15 protein-coding genes are annotated in these 18,503 nt (G+C 59.8%); 8 read left to right on the forward strand and 7 right to left on the reverse strand.

What is annotated here, in order from left to right; all coding sequences use genetic code 11:
• Positions 1-69: 69 nt before the first annotated feature.
• From ABIZ35_RS14290 to ABIZ35_RS14300, 3 genes are all read right to left on the reverse strand, one after another.
• The gene (locus ABIZ35_RS14290) at positions 70-1,176 is read right to left on the reverse strand and encodes a hypothetical protein (RefSeq protein WP_348220589.1); all 1,107 of its coding nucleotides are present in this window, start codon (positions 1,174-1,176) and stop codon (positions 70-72) included.
• Positions 1,177-1,217: 41 nt separating this feature from the next.
• Positions 1,218-1,532 (reverse strand): hypothetical protein, encoded by a 315-nt coding sequence (locus ABIZ35_RS14295; protein ID WP_348220590.1) that lies wholly within the window; start codon positions 1,530-1,532, stop codon positions 1,218-1,220.
• Between the two features lie 84 nt (positions 1,533-1,616).
• Complete coding sequence (locus ABIZ35_RS14300; RefSeq protein WP_348220591.1) at positions 1,617-2,867, reverse strand: tetratricopeptide repeat protein; 1,251 nt, start codon at positions 2,865-2,867, stop codon at positions 1,617-1,619.
• Between the two features lie 48 nt (positions 2,868-2,915).
• On the opposite strand from ABIZ35_RS14300, the gene ABIZ35_RS14305 reads away from it, so the two are divergent.
• Positions 2,916-4,208 carry a M48 family metallopeptidase gene (locus tag ABIZ35_RS14305; RefSeq protein WP_348220592.1) on the forward strand — a complete coding sequence of 431 codons (1,293 nt, stop codon included), beginning with the start codon at positions 2,916-2,918 and terminating at the stop codon, positions 4,206-4,208.
• Here the strand turns inward: ABIZ35_RS14305 and ABIZ35_RS14310 are convergent.
• Positions 4,198-4,875 (reverse strand): DUF1559 domain-containing protein, encoded by a 678-nt coding sequence (locus ABIZ35_RS14310; RefSeq protein ID WP_348220593.1) that lies wholly within the window; start codon positions 4,873-4,875, stop codon positions 4,198-4,200. The genes ABIZ35_RS14305 and ABIZ35_RS14310 overlap by 11 nt on opposite strands.
• A gap of 200 nt (positions 4,876-5,075) precedes the next feature.
• Between ABIZ35_RS14310 and ABIZ35_RS14315 the strand changes: the two genes are divergently transcribed.
• The 4 genes from ABIZ35_RS14315 (at position 5,076) to ABIZ35_RS14330 (ending at position 9,078) form a co-directional block, all read left to right on the forward strand.
• Positions 5,076-6,317 carry a 1-acyl-sn-glycerol-3-phosphate acyltransferase gene (locus ABIZ35_RS14315; RefSeq protein ID WP_348220594.1) on the forward strand — a complete coding sequence of 414 codons (1,242 nt, stop codon included), beginning with the start codon at positions 5,076-5,078 and terminating at the stop codon, positions 6,315-6,317.
• A gap of 22 nt (positions 6,318-6,339) precedes the next feature.
• Entirely contained in the window at positions 6,340-6,810 is a 471-nt protein-coding gene (locus tag ABIZ35_RS14320) for a GNAT family N-acetyltransferase (RefSeq protein WP_348220595.1), read from the forward strand.
• 50 nt (positions 6,811-6,860) lie between these two features.
• Positions 6,861-7,769, forward strand: coding sequence for an alpha/beta hydrolase (locus ABIZ35_RS14325; RefSeq protein ID WP_348220596.1), 909 nt, complete (start codon positions 6,861-6,863; stop codon positions 7,767-7,769).
• A gap of 82 nt (positions 7,770-7,851) precedes the next feature.
• Positions 7,852-9,078 (forward strand): hypothetical protein, encoded by a 1,227-nt coding sequence (locus ABIZ35_RS14330; RefSeq protein ID WP_348220597.1) that lies wholly within the window; start codon positions 7,852-7,854, stop codon positions 9,076-9,078.
• 75 nt (positions 9,079-9,153) lie between these two features.
• Here the strand turns inward: ABIZ35_RS14330 and ABIZ35_RS14335 are convergent, their stop codons facing one another.
• A complete protein-coding gene (locus tag ABIZ35_RS14335; RefSeq protein WP_348220598.1) occupies positions 9,154-12,249 on the reverse strand; it encodes a tetratricopeptide repeat protein in 3,096 nt (1,031 codons plus the stop codon).
• Positions 12,250-12,360: 111 nt separating this feature from the next.
• Between ABIZ35_RS14335 and ABIZ35_RS14340 the strand changes: the two genes are divergently transcribed.
• A complete protein-coding gene (locus ABIZ35_RS14340) occupies positions 12,361-13,398 on the forward strand; it encodes an alpha/beta hydrolase (protein WP_348220599.1) in 1,038 nt (345 codons plus the stop codon).
• A gap of 43 nt (positions 13,399-13,441) precedes the next feature.
• Here the strand turns inward: ABIZ35_RS14340 and ABIZ35_RS14345 are convergent, their stop codons facing one another.
• Positions 13,442-15,616: a 3'-5' exonuclease gene (locus tag ABIZ35_RS14345; protein ID WP_348220600.1), complete on the reverse strand. Its 2,175-nt coding sequence runs from the start codon at positions 15,614-15,616 to the stop codon at positions 13,442-13,444.
• A gap of 144 nt (positions 15,617-15,760) precedes the next feature.
• Between ABIZ35_RS14345 and ABIZ35_RS14350 the strand changes: the two genes are divergently transcribed.
• Together ABIZ35_RS14350 and ABIZ35_RS14355 are read left to right on the forward strand one after the other, a co-directional pair.
• Positions 15,761-16,747, forward strand: a complete 987-nt coding sequence (locus tag ABIZ35_RS14350) for an aldo/keto reductase (RefSeq protein WP_348220601.1) — start codon at positions 15,761-15,763, stop codon at positions 16,745-16,747.
• Between the two features lie 9 nt (positions 16,748-16,756).
• Positions 16,757-17,338 (forward strand): Uma2 family endonuclease, encoded by a 582-nt coding sequence (locus ABIZ35_RS14355; RefSeq protein ID WP_348220602.1) that lies wholly within the window; start codon positions 16,757-16,759, stop codon positions 17,336-17,338.
• Between the two features lie 31 nt (positions 17,339-17,369).
• On the opposite strand, the gene ABIZ35_RS14360 is transcribed toward ABIZ35_RS14355, so the two are convergent.
• Positions 17,370-18,380, reverse strand: coding sequence for a glycoside hydrolase (locus tag ABIZ35_RS14360; RefSeq protein WP_348220603.1), 1,011 nt, complete (start codon positions 18,378-18,380; stop codon positions 17,370-17,372).
• Positions 18,381-18,503 lie beyond the last annotated feature (123 nt).

Below are 18,503 nucleotides of genomic sequence, written 5' to 3' on the forward strand. Positions count from 1 at the left end.
GGAAAGGGCGTTGATATTTACTTTATCGCCATTAAGAGCGCGCGTGCTCAAATCATCTCGCTCGGGCCGTTAGGACTTTTTAATCGACTGGCACGCGGCTTCCATGATCGGCATGCTTTTGTCCGAATTGGGCGCGGCGTCCATGCCGCCGACGATGACCAGCTTATCGCCGTCATGAATGGAGTAGATCACGCCGTGGAAGTTCATCCCGTTTTGGGCGGCGGTGTACGACGTATGCGCGCATTCAAGGCCGTGGACCGTCCCGTACTGCATGGCCTCCACCTGTACCGCCGGCATGAAGCGGCGCAGCATCTCCACGGCGGCGTCCATGCCGTCCTCGACGGGAGCCGTACTCGACTTCTTGACGGCCGCCGTCTGCACGATCATCATCGGGCGCATGCCCATCTCGTTTGGCTGCCCCTGCCACGCCGTCATCATCGCGCCCTGATCGCCCATGGGCAGATCGCCCTTGGTGTATCCCTTGGGCGGCCGCAGCGTGTAGCCTTCCACCGTGGCGGCGTCGCCCAGATCCGCCGCATGCGCGTCGCTGGACAGCTCCTTGCCGCCGTCCGCCGGCTTGGCGGCTTCGACAATCAGGGGCTTCAGGGTCAGCGCCGCCGCTTCGGTCTTCGGCAGCGTCACGGCGAACTTATCGGTGGGATCCTGCGCTTCGATGATAAAAGCGCGTCCCTGCGCGACGCCGATGTAGACGAAGCCGTGTACGATGCTTTTCGCCCCCGACTTTTCACGGCCGTGATAGTAGAGGCGGGTAAAAGCATCCGATCCGATCGTGCCCGTCTGCACCGGAGATTTGCCGACTTCATCCAGCTGGGACAGAACCGATTGCGCGGTCCACTCCGTCAAAATTTGATCCGGCGTTTGGCCGGGCGCCGGGCGCGTACTGATGGTAAACAGGCCGCCCTTGCCATCGGATGGGCTCAGGCTCCAGGCGTATGTCTTGCTGGCTTCCTTGACGCTCCCAGCGATTTTGGGGGAAGCGGCGGATGCGGGGAGGCGCACGGAGAACCCGTCGAACGTCTGCGCCGGCTGGAGCTGGGCGGCCGCCTTCTCGCTGGCTTTCCATTCTTCGGCGTGAGCTGCGGTCGAAGCGATATATCCCAATCCCGCCGCGACAATCATCAGTCGCGTCCCGGTCGATTTGATCTGTTTCTGCATGAATTATCCTTTAAAACCCGTTTGCGGCGTGTGAGCGTTCTTTATTTGATTTCATTTCGATGCGGGCGGCCGCAGAGACAAATTCCGACGATCCCGATCGCCATGATGATGGCGCCCATCATCGCGCCAACCCCATCGGCGAAACAATTAATCCGGTAGACATTCTGCGTCGCCTCCGCAACAAACACCGAACGCAGATCGCCATGTCCGGCGGCCACGGTTTCAAAATTGCGGAACGCGTGGCTCAGCGCCGCCCAGTCCTGAAACACATAGAAGCCACAGATTGCGGTGAGGATCGCGCCGGGAGAGACAACGAGGAGGAAGATCGCGACTTGAAAGCGATTTGGCGGATGCATCTGTTCTAATTATATCGTAAGTCCGGCATGAAGTCGAGGATTTTGACAAATTGATTGCACTGTGTAAGCGATTTTACATCTGCCTCACCACAGCCCCCATCGTTTCTTTTTCTTTCCCTCGTCATCTCCGTTTTCACCCTTTGCCGGTCCCATCTTGTCCAGTTCCTGCTGGGCGTACTTACCGGGGTCGCTTTCCGGGTCGATCTCCACGGCGAGTTCGAACTGGGCGCGGGCGTCTTCGATGCGATCGTCGGCAAGGTAGCAGCCGCCGAGGACGGAGTGGCGGAGGGCGTCGCCGGGCTGGAGTTCCAGGGCGCGTTCGTAGAGGGGAATCGCCTGGTCGAGCTGGCCCATCATGGCGTGAAGGCGAGCCAGGTTGACGATGGCTTTGTGGAAGTCGGGAAACTTCTCCAGCGCCATTTCGTTGAGCTGGCGCGCTTCCGCCCACTTTTCTTCCTGCTCGTAGGTGCCGGCCATGTTGACATACAGCGAGGGGTTATCGCCGCCGTACTCCAGCGCTTTTTCCCAGAAGTTGCGTGCCGTTTTGGTGTCGCCAAGGTAGATGGAGGAAAGGCCGAGCTCAAAGTAGACGTCACCGAGCAGTCGTGGATCGGTTGTCGTGGACGCTGCGCGCATCAGGCGGTTGCGCTCGCTATGATAATCGGTCTGGGTTTTGTAAAGCATGGCGCTGTTGTAGAGCGCCAGGAAAAATTGCGGATCGCGCTGGAGGGCCTGTTCGTAGTAGCCCAGCTTGTTTTCGGCGATCTGGGTCAGGCGCTTGCCCTTGAGCAAAAGCTCGTAGGCGTCCCAGCGCGGCGTCACCTGAAGCGTGTCCGTGGTGAACGAGATCGGCGGTTCGATGCTCATCGCGGCGAGCAGCGCTTCGCTGAGCTGGTATTGCAGCGCGATAAAGATATCGTAATCGGGCGTCAGCTTGGAGGGCGTTCCGCCCGGGACGAACGAATGGAAGAGCAGGGCGTCGGGCGCTTCAAACTTGTCTTCTTTCGGGAAGAAGAGACGCAGGGCGACGATGACTTCGGTCAGGCCGCCGGTCTCGGGATCGCGCTTGGATTGGAGCATGCCGTCGACAAAGACATCGCATTTCGCCTTCGCCGCGAGCATCCGCACATCAGCCTCGTGCATCGCCGGGACGGGCCGCTCGCGTTTGTCGGCGCCGCCGAGGACATCGTGAACATCGGCGAAGCTCATGCCGCCGGTGGTCTCGACCGCCATCTCCAGGCCGAAGATCAGGCCGTGCTCGAAAAGCAAAATATCATCGCCGTACGTATCCGAACCCCACGGTGCGAACACCAATTTCCGTTCCGTCGTATTCATAGGTAGAATTGTACCCGAAGGCTCGGCTCCGCGTTCGAAAGGTCTCCCATGCGTATCGTATTCGCGCTCTTGCTGCTGCTGGCGTGTATCGCTATTCCCGTCCACGCGCAGTCACACAACGGCATGCGGCCCGCGCCGCCAGAGATGGCCAACCTATCCGGGAAATTGACCCCGGCGGAGGCGGCCACAATCGAAGATGTACGCCCGCCCAATGTGACGCCCGCCATGCATCGTTACTCGCGCATTCGATACACCCTTTATTTTGTGGGGACGGCGTACGGATTGCTGGCTCTCTGGGCGCTCCTGGCGACGGGGCTGTCCGCGCGTCTGCGGCAAGTCGCCGAACGTCTTTCCCAGCGACGGTTTTTTACCCTTCTCTGGTATTACGTCCTGTTCGCCCTTACGCTTTGGATCGTGCGATTGCCGCTCAGTTTGTATAGCGGCTACTGGCTGAGCCACGCCTATGGATTGTCGCAGCAGAGTTTTGGGGCGTGGATGGGCGATGTCGCGAAGGCGCATCTGGTGGATATCGCGACCACCGTTCCCGTTCTCTGGCTGGTTTTCTGGCTGATGGGACGCATCCCGCGCCGCTGGCCTTTGGCTCTGTGGCTGGCGTGCGTTCCCCTGATCGCCGCCGGCATGTTCTTATCGCCGATCCTGATCGACCCGATCTTCAACAAATTCTCGCCGATGGCGGCCAGTCCATTGAAAGCCCAAATTGAAACGCTGGCGGCGAAAGCTGGGATCCCGAACGCGCCGATTTTTGTGGTGGACAAGAGCCGTCAGACCAATGAGACGAACGCCTACGTGAACGGTGTCGGCTCCTCAGCGCGGATCGTTCTCTGGGACACGACGCTGAAAAAGATGCCGCCGGATCAAGTTCTGGCGATTGTCGGCCACGAGATGGGGCACTATGTGCTGAAGCACTTGTACTGGGGATTTCTGGAAAGCATCGTCGGCTTGCTGATCGCGCTGCCGCTGGGGCGCTGGCTCTACGACCGCTGGATCGCGCGCTACGGCGCCCGCTGGCGTCTGCGCGACTCGCGTGACTTTGCCGCAATCCCCGCGCTCTTTTTCATCCTCGGCGTCCTCAGCTTCGTCTCCGAGCCAATCGTAAACTGGCAGTCGCGCCGTGTGGAGCACGCGGCGGACGCTTACGGACTTCAGGTCACGGGAAATCGCGCGGCGATGGCGCGCGGCTTTGTCTCGCTGTCCGAGCAAAACCTCTCCGATCCCAATCCACCGCCGTTTATCAAGTTCTGGCTGTTCTCGCACCCGCCCTTGCAGGAGCGTATCGACTTTGCATTGGGTAAAGATGAGGTCCCTTTCCCTAGCCGCTAGCGCACCCGGATGTTCCGTCGGCTCCGTCCATAATGCGGCGCTTGTTGAGAGTGTCGTAGTGCATCCATTTGGTGTGGCCGTCGATGAAGGAGACATCCGAGCCGTTCGTATGACGCGGAGAGAAGAAGTTCGAGGAGCCGTAAAGATAGCCGTCATCGGTGGATTTCGACGGGTTGTTTTGATCCGCTTCTTCCCCCAGCAGCATATAGTCTGAGGGGTTGTCGAACGCAGCCAGGGATTTGCCCTGGTTGACATTAGCGATTGCGGATGTCTGGGTGCAGGAGTTGATCGCGTAGCTCTGGTGGCCGTTTTGACCGTCGGAGTCACTCGGGCAGATGTAGATCTGCGCATTTTTTACGTAGGGATAGATGCTGCCGCGCGTGGGATCGAAGTTATGGACTGTGGCGAAGTATGTCCAGCCGCCGGCGATCCCATTGCCGCCTCCGCCAATATCCGTGGAGCCCGGCAGGATCTCGTCATTGTCCTGGATATACTGCATAAAGCCCAGGCTCAGCTGGCGCAGGTTGCTCATACAGGCCGTCTGGCGGGCTTTTTCGCGGGCCTTAGCGAAGACGGGAAACAGGATCGCGGCGAGAATCGCGATGATGGCTATGACGACGAGGAGCTCGATCAGAGTAAACCCCGCTCCCTTGCGAATCGCTGTCATATCAATATCCTTTCATGGCAAGCCGTCGGTAGACGCCATTTATGATTTTTGTACATAATTTTTTCTGTAGTGTATTTTACAGCAAAAAACATACGATTTCATGATTTCGGAAGGAACTCCGTGCTGTATTCGCGAATGAATTCCATATGACACTTTCAGGGTCCTCCAATCCCGCCGCGGCGCGCCGCGCGGAGGGAGGGATGGATTTTCGTCCCCCCCATCTGAACCCTACGCTTCTGCGATTGACGTATCGCCTGCTGCCCGCGCTGCTGCGCTGGGGCTGCGACGTGTCCACTGTAGATATTTCGGCTGCCGACGTCGCCCTGCTTCGGTCCCTGAGCGGCCGCCGTCTTCTGATCACTCCCAATCACCCCACGAACTGCGATCCCGCGCTGCTGTTTGCGCTCTCCAAGGCCGCCGATATTCCGTTTCATTATCTCGCCTGCCGCGAGACCTTCAGTGGCTTATTCGGGCTGTGGGGAACGATCATCGAGCGGCTCGGCGCGTATTCCGTGGTGCGCGGGACGGCGGACCGGGAGTCGTTCCGGATGACCCGCGACTTGCTGGCCGAAACCGGCGGCAAGGTCGTGATTTTCCCGGAAGGCGAGGTTTACTCGCAAAACGACAGCCTGCTGCCATTCCAGTCGGGCGTCGCGCAGCTGGCGTTCTGGGCGATGGATGATCTGCGCAAGCAGGGTCGGGAAGGGGAGACCGTGTCGCTGCTTCCCGTCGCCGTCCGGTACTGCTTCGTCGACGATATGACCGTGCCGATCGATCGAGCGCTGACGGGGCTGGAGCGCGCGGTTCTGGGACGCGAGTCGGCGACCGGTAATTCGTACGACCGTCTGCGGCGGATCGGGATCGCCATGCTCGGCGATTTGGAGGACGAATACGGCGTCAAAGTCGATCCCGCCGAGCGGATGCGTCCCGGAGCGGATCTGACAGGGCGGATGGAAACCATGAAGACGCTGCTGCTGGACCGGGCGGCCGCGCTGACGGGGTACGAGTTTTCGCCGGAGATGACGCTGCCGGAGCGGATGCGTGCGATGATGAACCGCGTTTATGAAGTGACCAGCGAGGATCCGCATGCCGAGCGGACGCAATACCGCGAACAATTGCATCGTGAACAGGCGGCGCGCGTCAAACCCTTGATGCGCGATCTGAACCGGGTAGCCAACTGGATCGCCGTCGAGGACAACTATGTGCGCTCAAAACCGACGCCCGAACGCATGGCGGATAATATCCGTCGCCTGGAGATCGAAGTCTTCGGCGAAGCGCGCCTGCGCGGCCGCCGGCGCGCCATCGTTCGCGTGGGCGCGCCGATCGATCTCGCCCGTTACTGGGATACCTACCGCGCGAGCCGGCGCGCCACGGTGGCTCGCTGCACCGACGATTTAGAACTTGCCGTCCAGGCGCTGCTGGATTCGTCTTCCTGCCGTTGACTCTTTCGGGTACAACCATCCCATGCAAACCCCGCTCATCCGGCGCGCCGAGCGCGCCGACGCCGATTCGTTGTTGTGCTTGATCGCGGCGCTTGCCGATTTCGAGAACCTGGCGCCGCCCGACGATGCGGCGCGCGCCCGGCTGATCGAACACGGCTTTGGCGACCGTCCCAAATTCGAGGCGTACCTCGCCGAAGTTGAAGACGCGCCCGGCCCCGTCGGCTACGCGTTTATCTTCGAGACATACTCTACGTTTCTCGCAAAGCCCACGCTGTACCTGGAAGACCTGTTCGTTCTTCCCGACTATCGCAAGCGGGGTGTCGGCAAGGCGCTGCTCAGCCACTGTATCGCCCTCGCCCACGAGCGCGGCTGCGGCCGGATGGAGTGGACGTGCCTGGACTGGAACGTCAACGCCCAAAAAGTGTATGAAGAAAGCGTCGGCGCCAAGCGAATGAGCGAATGGTATCTCTACCGTCTAATGATTGCTGATTAATGTTACGCACAATGCGCCGGCTAAACTGATCTTTGGAGGAGCCATCACCTGTGAAATTCAAAAAACATATTCTTTCGATTGTGGGACTTCTGATCATGACCAATCTGATGACCGGCGCGCAGGCGCAAACGCCGATGCGCTTGTGGACCGGCGATGCGCCGGGGGCGCTCGGGAAGACGCCGGACGACATTCCGACGCTCACTCCCTACCTGCCGGATGCGGACAAAGCGACGGGCGCCGCCATGCTGGTCCTGCCCGGCGGCGGGTACAGCGGCGTGGTGATGGATCATGAGGGGAAGGCGTACGCCCAGTGGCTCAACCAGCACGGGATCGCGGCGTTCGTGCTGCTGTATCGCGTGGGATCGCATGGTTACCACGATCCGATTGAGCTGGGGGATGCATCGCGGGCCATCCGCACGATCCGTTCACGCGCCGTGGAGTGGAAAGTCGATCCGCATCGGGTAGGGGTGATGGGATCGTCCGCCGGGGGACATCTGGCCTCCAGTCTTCTGACGCACTTCGACAGCGGCGATGCGAAGTCCAAGGACCCGATTGAGCAGCAAGGCTCCCGGCCCGATCTGGGTGTTCTGTGTTACGCGGTCATCACCCTGACCAAGCCTTTCGCCCATGAAGGAAGCCGTGACAACCTGCTGGGCGTTGGCGCCGACCAGGCGGCGATCGAGCGGATGTCCAGCGAACTGCAAGTGACTCCGCAAACGCCGCCATGTTTTGTGTGGTCCACGATGGAAGATACGGTTGTCCCCGTGGAAAACAGCCTGATGTTCGCGCAGGCGCTCCGAAAGAACCATGTGCCGTTCGACCTGCACGTCTACCAGCGCGGCGGCCACGGCATGGGACTCGGTGACGATACGCCGCCATTTGCGCATGCGCATCCGTGGACGGCCGATCTTCTCTACTGGCTTGGCGAACAGGGGTTTAACAAGCCTGTCGCCAAATAACAAAATGCAACTTTTATGACGCCTGGCTGTCATATTGAATTCACACGCTTATGCGTGAAGATATTAATTGAAGGAATTCTTGATGACACAGCATTCTGTGTGGGGAAAGTTACTGAGCCGTTTGTCCGGTGAGATCCCCGCCGATACATTGGAAGCGTACCGCCGCGCCAGCCGCCCGGTTTATGAGCTGCTGGACCAGATCGAAACACGGCGTTTGGAGTGCAAGGCGGAGGGCTTAACGCCCTGGACTGTTCTGCCGGCGATGCAGGCGGAAATGCTCTGCGCCTGGAACGCGTTCGTGCTTCAGCACTTGGGAGATCGGTTTTTGCAGGCCGATTACGAGGCCAATCCCGCTACCGTCGGTTTTGTTCCGCCGATCACCGCCGACCAGATCCTGGCCTTCTACGGCCAGGTCGCCGGCTGGGTGGGCATGGCGCAGGAGGCGCACTCCAACCCGAACTACCGGCTGAGCGTTGCCGTTCCCGCAGACCTACCGCCGTGGAGCGAAGTCGAGCCATGTCCAAACGCGCACCTGCACGCCATGTTGGAAGCGATGCGCGCCGTCCGTGAGCACGCGCAGGCCGCCATGGTGTTCCTGCCGGACGTGAGCAAGCTGACGGACCCCAAGCAGCAGTCGCAGGGATATTACATGCAGCAGCTCCTTGCCGCATCCGTCTCCAAGGCGGGGTACGCCGAGGATCTGCACGGCGTCAACCCGACACAGGAAGTGCATGAGCGCGTCGAGCCGTTCATCAAGGAGGCGATCGAAGGATTCTATCGTCTCGGGCAGTTTATCGCGATGCCGCAGCTGGTGGATCTTGTCACTCAGAAGCCCGCCGTCTCGCCGCCGAGCCTCCCACAGACCAAGCGGCCTTATCTTCCTGGGCAGGTTGGCTTCGATCCGTGGATTCTGACGGATCCATCGAGCCGGGATCGGTTCAAAGCCGACCCCAAAGCGCGCCTCGCCATTCAGGAACTCTGGAAACTGGACCCCAATCCGGAAAAGACCGTGATGATCCAGCAGGAAATCGACGAGGCGTTCGCGCGCGGCGATCTCAAATACACGACGGACAACCATGGCGCCCGCTTGGGTCACTTCTTTTGCTGTCCATGGGGGCCGGTCTACACAGTTACTCGTCCCGTCACTCTCGGCGGAATGCGCCTCAGCACGATGCAGCAGTTCGTTTATGATGTGACGGCGGAGGGAGTCAATCTGGGCGCGACATTCCAGCGACACATCAAAGTGGGCGTTTTCAATCCCACCACCGAGTTCGAGTACGGCGATCCCAACGAGCCGCCGGATCACTAGGGATTAACCGATCTCACGTAAGCTTATACCCGGCGACTTCAGTCGCCGGGCGCATTGTGTGTAATATTGGTAATCTCAATCCTCAAGCCCAAGCGCCGTCACTTGCTCCCAGGTGAGCGTGCGGCCTTCTTCCCAGGCGGCGGAGAACCCGGAAGGCCCCAGCGCCTGCCGGGTTTCTTCTATTTGAAGCGCGTATGTTCGCTGCTCATAAAGCGAGGGGGCCGAACCGCGATTACCGAGGAGTTCATGCACGGCGCCCAAAAATTTGGCGGCCTGAAAAGCCTGCGACTGCATCAGCATGGCCGCCGCCAGGCCATTCAGGTTTTGCGCCATTCCTCCCCAATCATCCATTTCCTGGTGAATCCGCAGGCTCTCCCGATGCAGCCGCCGCGCGGAATCGCCGTCGCCTTCGGAGATCGCGACATCGGCGAGACGGCTGAGCAGCGTGCCGACACCGCGCCGTTCTCCTAGCTCCCGGCGCAGGCGTAGGCTTTCTTCGTATAACGTGCGCGCGGAGACGTAGTCGCCCGTCTCGTGCGCCACATTTCCAAGACTGCCGAGCGCATCGGCGACGCCGCGCCGGTGGTTCAGTTCCTGATAAATGGTCTGGCTCTCTTCATAGAGCGTTCGCGCCTCTGGATATTTTCCCTGTACGTACTCCGCATCGCCGCAATGAGCCAGAGCCGCCGCCGCCCCATACTTGTCTCCAAGTTCCCGGTAGATGCTCAGCCCTTCCTGATAGCGCGTCTTTGCGTTGGGGTAATCGCCCTGCACCAGGGATACGGACCCCAGCGCGTTCAGTGCATTCGCAATCCCGTGCTTGTCGTTAGCATCGCGGCGGATGCTCAGTGTTTCTTCATAGCACTGCTGTGTCGTTGCATGATGTCCCTGAGCTCCGGCCACGTTTCCGAGGCCGGCGAGTGCGCTGGCAGCGCCGAGATTGTCTCCCAGGTTCCGATAAATGTCTAACGCCTCTTCGTACTGCGCTCGTGCGGCGGTGTGATCTCCCTGAAAGTAGGAAATAGCGCCCGCGCCAGTCAAAGCCTTCGCTCGCGCCGAGGTTGCCTCCGGTGCGCCGGTGCGCTCCAGCGCGGCGCGCAGGTGTTCGCGGCCTTCCAGATAATATCCGCGCACAATCCAGAAGCGAGCGAGCGCGCCTGTCAGGCGCAGGAGGGTTTGGGCGTCCCGCGCCCACGACAGCGCCGCGCGCAGGTTGCCATGCTCGCAGTCCAGAAGACGCATCCACGTTTCCTGATCGCGCCCTTGCAAGTACGGCTCCGCTTCTTCCGCGAGATCGAGAAAGAAATCGCAATGTCTGTTCTTGACTTCCGCTGCCTCCCCGCTCGCCTCAAGATGCTCGGCGGCGTACTGGCGCACCATCTCCAGCAGGCGATAGCGACCGTTTTCCTCGAAGACGACCAGCGATTTGCCGACGAGAGCATTGAGCAGGTCGAGGACAAGAGCCGGCGTGCGCGGATCCTCTGGATGAACGCGCTGTGCGGCTTCGAGGCTCCATCCTCCGGCGAATAGGGAAAGACGCCCCAATAATAGCCTTTCCTGTTCGCCCAGAAGCGCATAGGACCAGTCCAGTGTTCCTCGCAGCGTCTGCTGGCGCGACGGCGAGGTCCGGCCGCCCATAGTCAGCAGCCCGAGATAATCGGACAGTCGCTCTTCGATCTGCCTGGGCGTCATGGACGGGATACGAGCGGCGGCCAGCTCGATGGCGAGTGGAATACCTTCGGTTCGGCGGCAGATTTGAGCTACGGAGCGCAAGTTTGCTTCCGTCAGCGTAAAGGTGCGTTTGGCGGCCTTCGCCCGTTCGACAAACAGCTGGGCGCTGTCGTATTGGGAGAGTATTTTCGGAGATGCATGTTCCCCGCCAAAATCGTCCGGGGGTGGGATGGACAATGATGGCGCCGCCCAGGCGGTTTCGCCTACGACGCCCAGCGATTCGCGGCTCGTCGCGAGAATCCGGACGCCGGCGCACTCGCGAAGCAGATGCGCGGCGATCCAGGCGCAGGAATCCAGAAGATGCTCGCAGTTGTCGAGCACGAGAAGAAGGCTTTTGCGCCTTAAGTGATCGGTGATGCTTTCCAGGGTGGCGCGGCCCGGTTCTTCCCGCACTCCCAGAAGAGAGGCGATGCGCGCCGTCGTCATGGTTGAATCGGTAAGAGTTTCCAATGCCGCCATCCACACGCCATCGGGAAAACGGGCGGCGATCTCCGAAGCGACCTCGATTGCCAAACGCGTCTTGCCGACCCCGCCCGGCCCCGTGATTGTCACCAATCGGGATCGCTCCAGTTCCGCCGCCAACTCGCGACGTTCCGTATCCCGCCCGATCAGATCGGTCAGAGGAACGGGCAGATATCCTGAGATTTGTGGGAGAAGTGTCTTTGGCTTGTCACTCTGCTCCGCCGTCATCGGTTCGCGCCGCTGGCGTCCTTCCTTACGAAGCTGCGCGTACAGCGCGCTGATTTGCGCGTCGGGCGCTGCAAGAGGATCGCTTCGGAGAAGATCGACGAAGTTTCGGTATACCTGGAGGGCGGCGTTGCTGTCTCCCGTTTGAACGAGCGCCTCCATCCATTCGCGCTGGGCCGTGTCCCGCCAGGGATCGATGGCGACTGCCCGGCGGCAAAACTCTGCCGCCACCTCTGGACTCCCCATGGCAAGTGCGTTTTGCGACAGTAAGCCCAGAGCGTGGAGAAGCCGCGTTTCCCGGTCAGTGCGCTCCGGCTCCGCCCATTCCTCGGCGCAGCCTTCCAGCAGAGGAGCGCGATAAAGATCGACGGCGCGCTCCATGGCCTGCAAATCGCCGGACGCCATCGCCGCATCGAACGTGAGGAGATCGACATCGGCTCCGGTTAAGTCTAGCAGCAAGGTATGGCGACTTGGGGACTGCAGACGGCTGCTTTCTGTTTGGAGAGTTTGCCGCAGTTCGGTGAGGATCGGCCGCAGTCCGGCGAACGCCTGGTCCCGTCCGGCGTCCGGCCAGAGCGCTCCCGCAAGCCACTCCCGCTCAACCGGTCGTCCGTGGCGCAGGGTCAAAAGCGCCAAAAGCCAGAGGGTTTTGCGGGAACGCAGGCGCGGGGCGGGGCGCCCATGCGTCATTACACGCATTGGGCCAAAGAAGGTGATTGTGAGCGGCGGCGCGCCGGCTTCCGGAGTCGTCATGACGGAATGGCCTTTTCCTGGGCTTACGAATGCATCGGTCCGAAAATCTAATGCTTTGATAATACCTGTCCGGGATACTGATGGCGTGTGGAAACCACGAAAGGAAACATCATGGGATACTGGAAACTCTTGGGAAGCAAACAAATCGTCGGCGTGCTGCTGACGGCGGCGCTCGCGTTTGCGGGGCTCGGCCCCGCGTCAGGGCAGGGGGCGGCGGCCGGCGCGCGCTACGACACCTCCGACGCGGCGCTCGTAAAGACATTGCCGGGCTTCGAAAACGGCTACGCGAAAGTCAATGGAATACAGATGCACTATGTCGCGGGCGGCAAGGGCGCTCCGCTGGTGCTGCTGCCGGGATGGCCGGAGACCTGGTGGGAATACCATAAAGTAATGCCGGCGCTGTCGCGTCGATTTCGAGTGATCGTCGTGGACATCCGGGGCATGGGGGCGACGGACAAGCCCGCTGGCGGATACGATAAAAAGACGATGGCTGAGGACGTTTACCAGCTCGTGCGCCACCTGGGATACAAGAAAGTCAACATCGCCGGCCACGACATCGGCTCCATGGTCGCTTTCAGCTTCGCTGCAAACCATCCCGAAGCGACGCGAAAACTGGCCGTGATGGATGTGCCGCATGCCAACGAACTGTTCGGAAAGATCTCGATCCTCCCGGAGTATGGGAAGTTCGGAAAGAAGATCGACGCCCAGCACCCGCTTTTTCCCTGGTGGTTCGCCATTGCCCAGGTCCCCGATTTGCCGGAGAAGATGCTCGACGGTCGATACGGCATGGTGCAGAACTGGGCGTTCGACTATCTCACCAAAGACTCACATTCCATCGACGCCCGCGACCGTGCGGTATTCGTGGCGGCATATGCGAAAAGAGGCGGTATCCACGCCGGGAGCGCATGGTTCCAGAACTTTCCCAAGGACATCATCGACAACAAGAAATACGTCAATCTGAAGATGCCGGTTCTTGGCCTGGGATCGGTCGGCTATGAGTGGCTGAAGCTTTCGCTGCCCGCCCAGGTAAAGCACTTCCGAATCCTGAAGATCGAGAACAGCGGCCACTACTTCCTCGACGAGCAGCCGGTCGTGACGACAAACCTGCTCAGCGAGTTCTTCCGCGCGCCGGACGGCGCCTTTCATTAAAACCGATGCGCCGCCGGACGCGATATTTTCTTCCGGCGGCGTCTCACCCAAACAAATCCATTGTCATCTGCGTCGGATCGGGCCGCTTCTTGATTGGAAGCGGCTTCGGGAACAGCAGATCGAACTGGTTTTCGCCGACGGCTTCGCGCAATCGGGAGGCGAATTTGTGCAGTTTGGCGGCGTAGTATTCGGTGTCGGCGTCGTGGTTGTAGTCTTCTAAGAGTGCTAGGGATTTGTCCGATCTTTGATAAAGGGCGACGAAATCGCCCTGCTTGATATCGGCGTTTTTGATGGCCTCGGCGGCGCGCTTGCGCATTTCTGAGTTTAAGAACTTTTCGGTGACGCGCTCGCGTTTGGCGAGCTGGTCGATCGGCATCTCATCGGCTTCGATCTTTGTGATCAGGTCTTTGTAAAGGCGCGCAAGATCGTCGAGACGGTCGGCTAATAAGAGATCGACGGCGTCATTCAGGAAGCGGCGGCCGTAGCGCTCGTCGGAGCGCGAGCGAAGCGAAGAGCCTTTGAAGATCTTGCGGCCGCCGTGCTCCTCCAGCACGTAATTCTTCATCTTCAGCGAGATCATGGCGGCGTAGGAGCCGTCGTGCGCCAGGCGAATGCCCTCGGGGAGGGCGCTACCGATTTTATCGACGTAGGCGTATTCTTCGTCGGGCGTGCGGACATTGGCCGGCGGCTGGAAGTACACGCCGTCGGTGTCGATTTCGATGACGCGCGAGCCGTACGTTTCCAGGTCAGCGGCAATTTGCTTGACGATTTCCTGGCCCGCCTCGGTCACGCGGCGGGCGGCGTCAAAGTCGTTGAAGTAGAACGGGCCGCCGATGTAGCCATAGAAGGAGTTAATGAGCGTCTTGAACGAGTTTTGCAGTCCGTCCCAGTAGTGGTGTTCGTGCGTATCCTCGCCGGCCGTCTTGAGCTTACGCTTGGCTTCCAAACGCCGCGTGGTCAGCTCGGCGAGGAGCGGCAGGAAGATATCCAGGGTGTCCGACGCGGGCGCGATCTTGTTCACCAGCATGAGGCTGGGGTAGAGGCTCTCGACGTCGGCTTTGACGATCGGGCGGATCACTCCCGTGACGCGTATCTCGGTGTAGCCGCCGGGGTAGGGCTTGGATGGCTTTTGCTTGGGGATCGCGCGGCCTTGCCGCAGATACTCGCGGACGAAGATGGAGTTGATCTTCTCGCCGCTGCCCGTCACGGCGACGCTCTGGAAAGTATCCGGGACCATCTGTGTCTGATAGAACTCCGTCGGCGCGACCAGCGCCGCGAGCGCCCCCGTTTCCTGCACATCCTGAAGCGCGTAAGTCTTCACCTTCTCCGGATCTTGCTTGTAAATCCCCACAATCTCCGATCGATCCAAATACACGCGATCCGGCGGCGCGATGCCATAAACCTGCGCGCACTCCTTCAGGCCATAGGAAGATAATTGCGCCTTCGCCCAGTCAAAGCGCTGCACCTGGAACAGCGTGTCTAAAATATGCCGGCCATGAAAGTAGATGGGAGTGAACGGACGCGAGTTGCCGCCAATGGCGACGTTTCGCTCCATGCCGACGCTGGCCGGAACACCAAGCCTTCCAAACGTGGGGGAGATCCCCAGGTCCGCGCATCGGGCCAGGATGTATGGCGCGTCGAACGAGTAGAAATTGTGCCCTTCAATGACATCGGGATCGCGTTCGGCGACAATCGCCAGCAGGTCACGCAGCATCGTCGCTTCGGTCCCGCTCAGAACGGTCTGAAAGCCGCGCGTGTCCGAAACCGAGATCAAAAAGATGCCGGCGCCGACAGCCATGGGATCGAGCGACGTCGTCTCAATGTCGATCTGCATGCGAACCACGTCGTCGAACGCCATTCCCTTGAACAGCGTATAGCCGCCTGCAATGAGGAACTGCTTCGCCGCGCTGCCGTACTGCATCACAGAGACCTGTGGCGTATCGCGCAGCGCGCGCTTCGCCTCCTGATAAGCCCGCCACCCATTGGGAAAGCGTGTCAGATAGCGATGGCCCTCGCCTTCGAGTTCCGTCACCTCGGCGCCGGGAAACGAACGCTCGCTGTCCGTGATCAGCCAGGGGACAAATGGGGCGCTGATTTGGGAGACGCCGTCGGAGTTTCGGATAAACAGGGTCGCATCCCGGTCGCCGGTCTCCAGCGCCACGATGCGCTCCAGCGGATCCGCGCCTCGCAGAATTTGGTCAAACTTTGCATCGCTCATTGGATTGAGTGTACCCGGATGGAGGATGTGTCAGTCCGTGTCCATTGACAGCAATCGCTAGGAACAAACTTGGCGGCGGGGGCGTTCATTTACTGACGCAAGAATTTTCGTTAGCCCCATCTCTCGATAAAGGATCACTGGTATATGGAGTACGTCAATCTCGGGAAAACGGGCCTCAAAGTGTCTCGTATCTGTTTGGGCTGCATGAGCTACGGCGATCCCAATCGCGGGGCGCATCCTTGGAGTCTGGACGACGAGCAAAGCCGACCGTTTCTCGCGCGAGCTTTGGAACTTGGAATCAATTTCTTCGATACGGCGAACGTCTATTCGGCGGGCTCCAGCGAGGAGATTTTGGGACGCGCAATCAAAGACCTTGCGCCGCGTGAAGAACTGGTGATTGCGACCAAAGTCCATGGCCGCATGCGCCCCGGCGTGAACGGCGCGGGCCTGTCGCGCAAGGCGATCTTCGCGGAGATCGACGCCAGCCTTCAGCGCCTCGGCACGGACTATGTGGACCTCTATCAAACGCATCGCTGGGACTACGACACGCCCATCGAAGAAACCCTGGAAGCGCTGCACGATGTGGTGAAGGCGGGCAAGGCGCGCTACATCGGCGCGTCGTCGATGTACGCCTGGCAGTTCTGCAAGGCGCTTTATTTGTCCGAGCAGAACGGATGGACGAAGTTCGTCTCCATGCAGAACCACTACAACCTGCTGTACCGGGAGGAAGAGCGGGAGATGATGGGGCTATGTATTTCCGAAGGCATCGGCGTGATTCCCTGGAGCCCGCTGGCTCGCGGCCGTCTGGCGCGTCCCTGGGAAGATGAGCCCAGCACGTCGCGCGGCGAAACCGACGAATTCGGCAAAACCCTTTACAAGCGCACCGAAGAAGATGACCATAAGGTTGTGGACCGCGTCGGCGCCATCGCCGAAGCGCGCGGCCTTCCACGCGCCCAGATCGCCCTCGCCTGGCTGCTGCAAAAGCCCGGCGTCATCGCGCCGATTGTCGGCGCCACCAAGCCACACCATCTCGAAGACGCCGTCGCCGCGCTTTCAATCGCACTGACGGCGGAAGAGATTCAGTCGCTGGAAGAACCATATACCCCGCACCCGGTGCTTGGGTTCGCATAGGGGACAATCATGTCGAGCCTAACGATTTCGCCGGATAAATATCTTGCCACAGAGCGAGCATCAGATCTCCGGAGTGAATATATCTCCGGCGAAGTCGTGACCATGGCCGGCGCAAGCAATCGTCATGAAACCATCGTGATAAATCTTGCGGGACAACTTAGCAATAAGCTGCGGCGGACGTCATGTCGTCCGTTAGGTGGAGGCCTGCGTATTCGCATTCGAGAGGCGAATTATCTTTATGCAGATCTGACCGTTATCTGCGGCGCTATAAAACTCGTGGACGACGGTTATGACGACACGCTGCTCAACCCCACAGTGATATTCGAAATACTTTCGAAAACGACCGAGGACAGAGATCACGGCGTCAAATGGCGCCTTTATCAGCAAATTCCATCATTAGAGCATTATGTAATTGTCGATCAAATCACGGCGTGTGTTGAAATTTATACGCGGCACGCTGATGTCGATTGGCTGGTGCATACAGAGACGGGGCTTGAAGGACAATTTACACTCTCCGCGATCGGCGTGACGCTTTCACTTGCCGACCTTTACGAAGATGTGGCGCTGGAACCGGACCCTCTGACATCCTAGCGCCACTCTCCCCATCGACTATTCCCCATTCTTACGGCGCGTTCACAATCATCGCCGCTCCCGAAGAGCACTCCCACGAATAAATCGTTCCGTCGGAGGTTCGGGAGAACCAGTTCGCCCAGACCTGGCCTGCCGAGTTGCGCTCCGCCCACGCTTGATTCGCATTGGTGTCCAGCCAGATGTTAAATGTCGAATCGCCGACGGCGTACTTGCCGGCCCACCGGGCGAAGATTCCCTTGAAACCCGCCGCATCGTTTGTCCCAGTTCCCTCAATGTTCAAGATCCCGTTCGTGCAGAGCGCGCTTTGCGTTTCCTGGATCGCCATCTTGGCTTCGTTGCGATGTCCGAGCAGAGTCGCGGCGCCAACCAATGTGCCCTGGTTATATGTGAACTCCGCCCAGCCAACAGCGCCACTGCTGCTGATGTTGTCGGCGATGCGATACTTCGAGAGGTCGCAAACACGGGAGTTGGAGAGGAATCCGGTCCAGAGGGTGTTGGCGGCGGTTGTGTTTCCCAGCAAATAAGCCGCGATCGCGCCGGGACCGTTTACGCAGGCGTTTTTCGATGTCTTCGCGGTGGTCCACCACAGGCCGGGGATGACGTTGGTGTCGTAGGCGCGCGCCCAGACTTTGTTGAAATTGCTGAGAGCGTACGACTTGAATGTGGCGTTGCCACTGCGGGCAAAGGCAATGCAGGCCCAGAGGATATCGTCGTTGAAGGTGTTGCCGGACCAGTCCGTTCCGTATGTTGCGAGAAAACCGTTGCACAGCGCGGTCACGGCGCCGCTGTATTTGCTGTTGACTGCGGCGGCGTCCTCCATCAGCTCGATTTCTTCAGCGTAGTGCCAGAACTGATTCCCAGTCGAATGGGTGTTGGTGTTGTAAAAGGTTCCGTTGCTGTTGTAAAACGCATTGTTGTAGCAATCCATCGCCAGCGTTTTGTCTGGGCCGGCTGCGTGTGCGCCGATCGCGCAGGAGAGCGTGCAGATCACCGCCAAAGCCGTCGATTGCATTTTGTTAAGAACGACAGTGTTTCTAAACATGGAAGCTCCTTATCAGATGGACTGTATTGTATTTATAGCATATATACTAAATTGGAAATAAAATAAACACTGACTGCCCGCAATCATCATCGCTCGGGCAGCCAGTGTTCATGGTTACGGCCG

This window comes from Capsulimonas sp. (assembly GCF_039929585.1).
Taxonomy (GTDB): domain Bacteria; phylum Armatimonadota; class Armatimonadia; order Armatimonadales; family Capsulimonadaceae; genus Capsulimonas.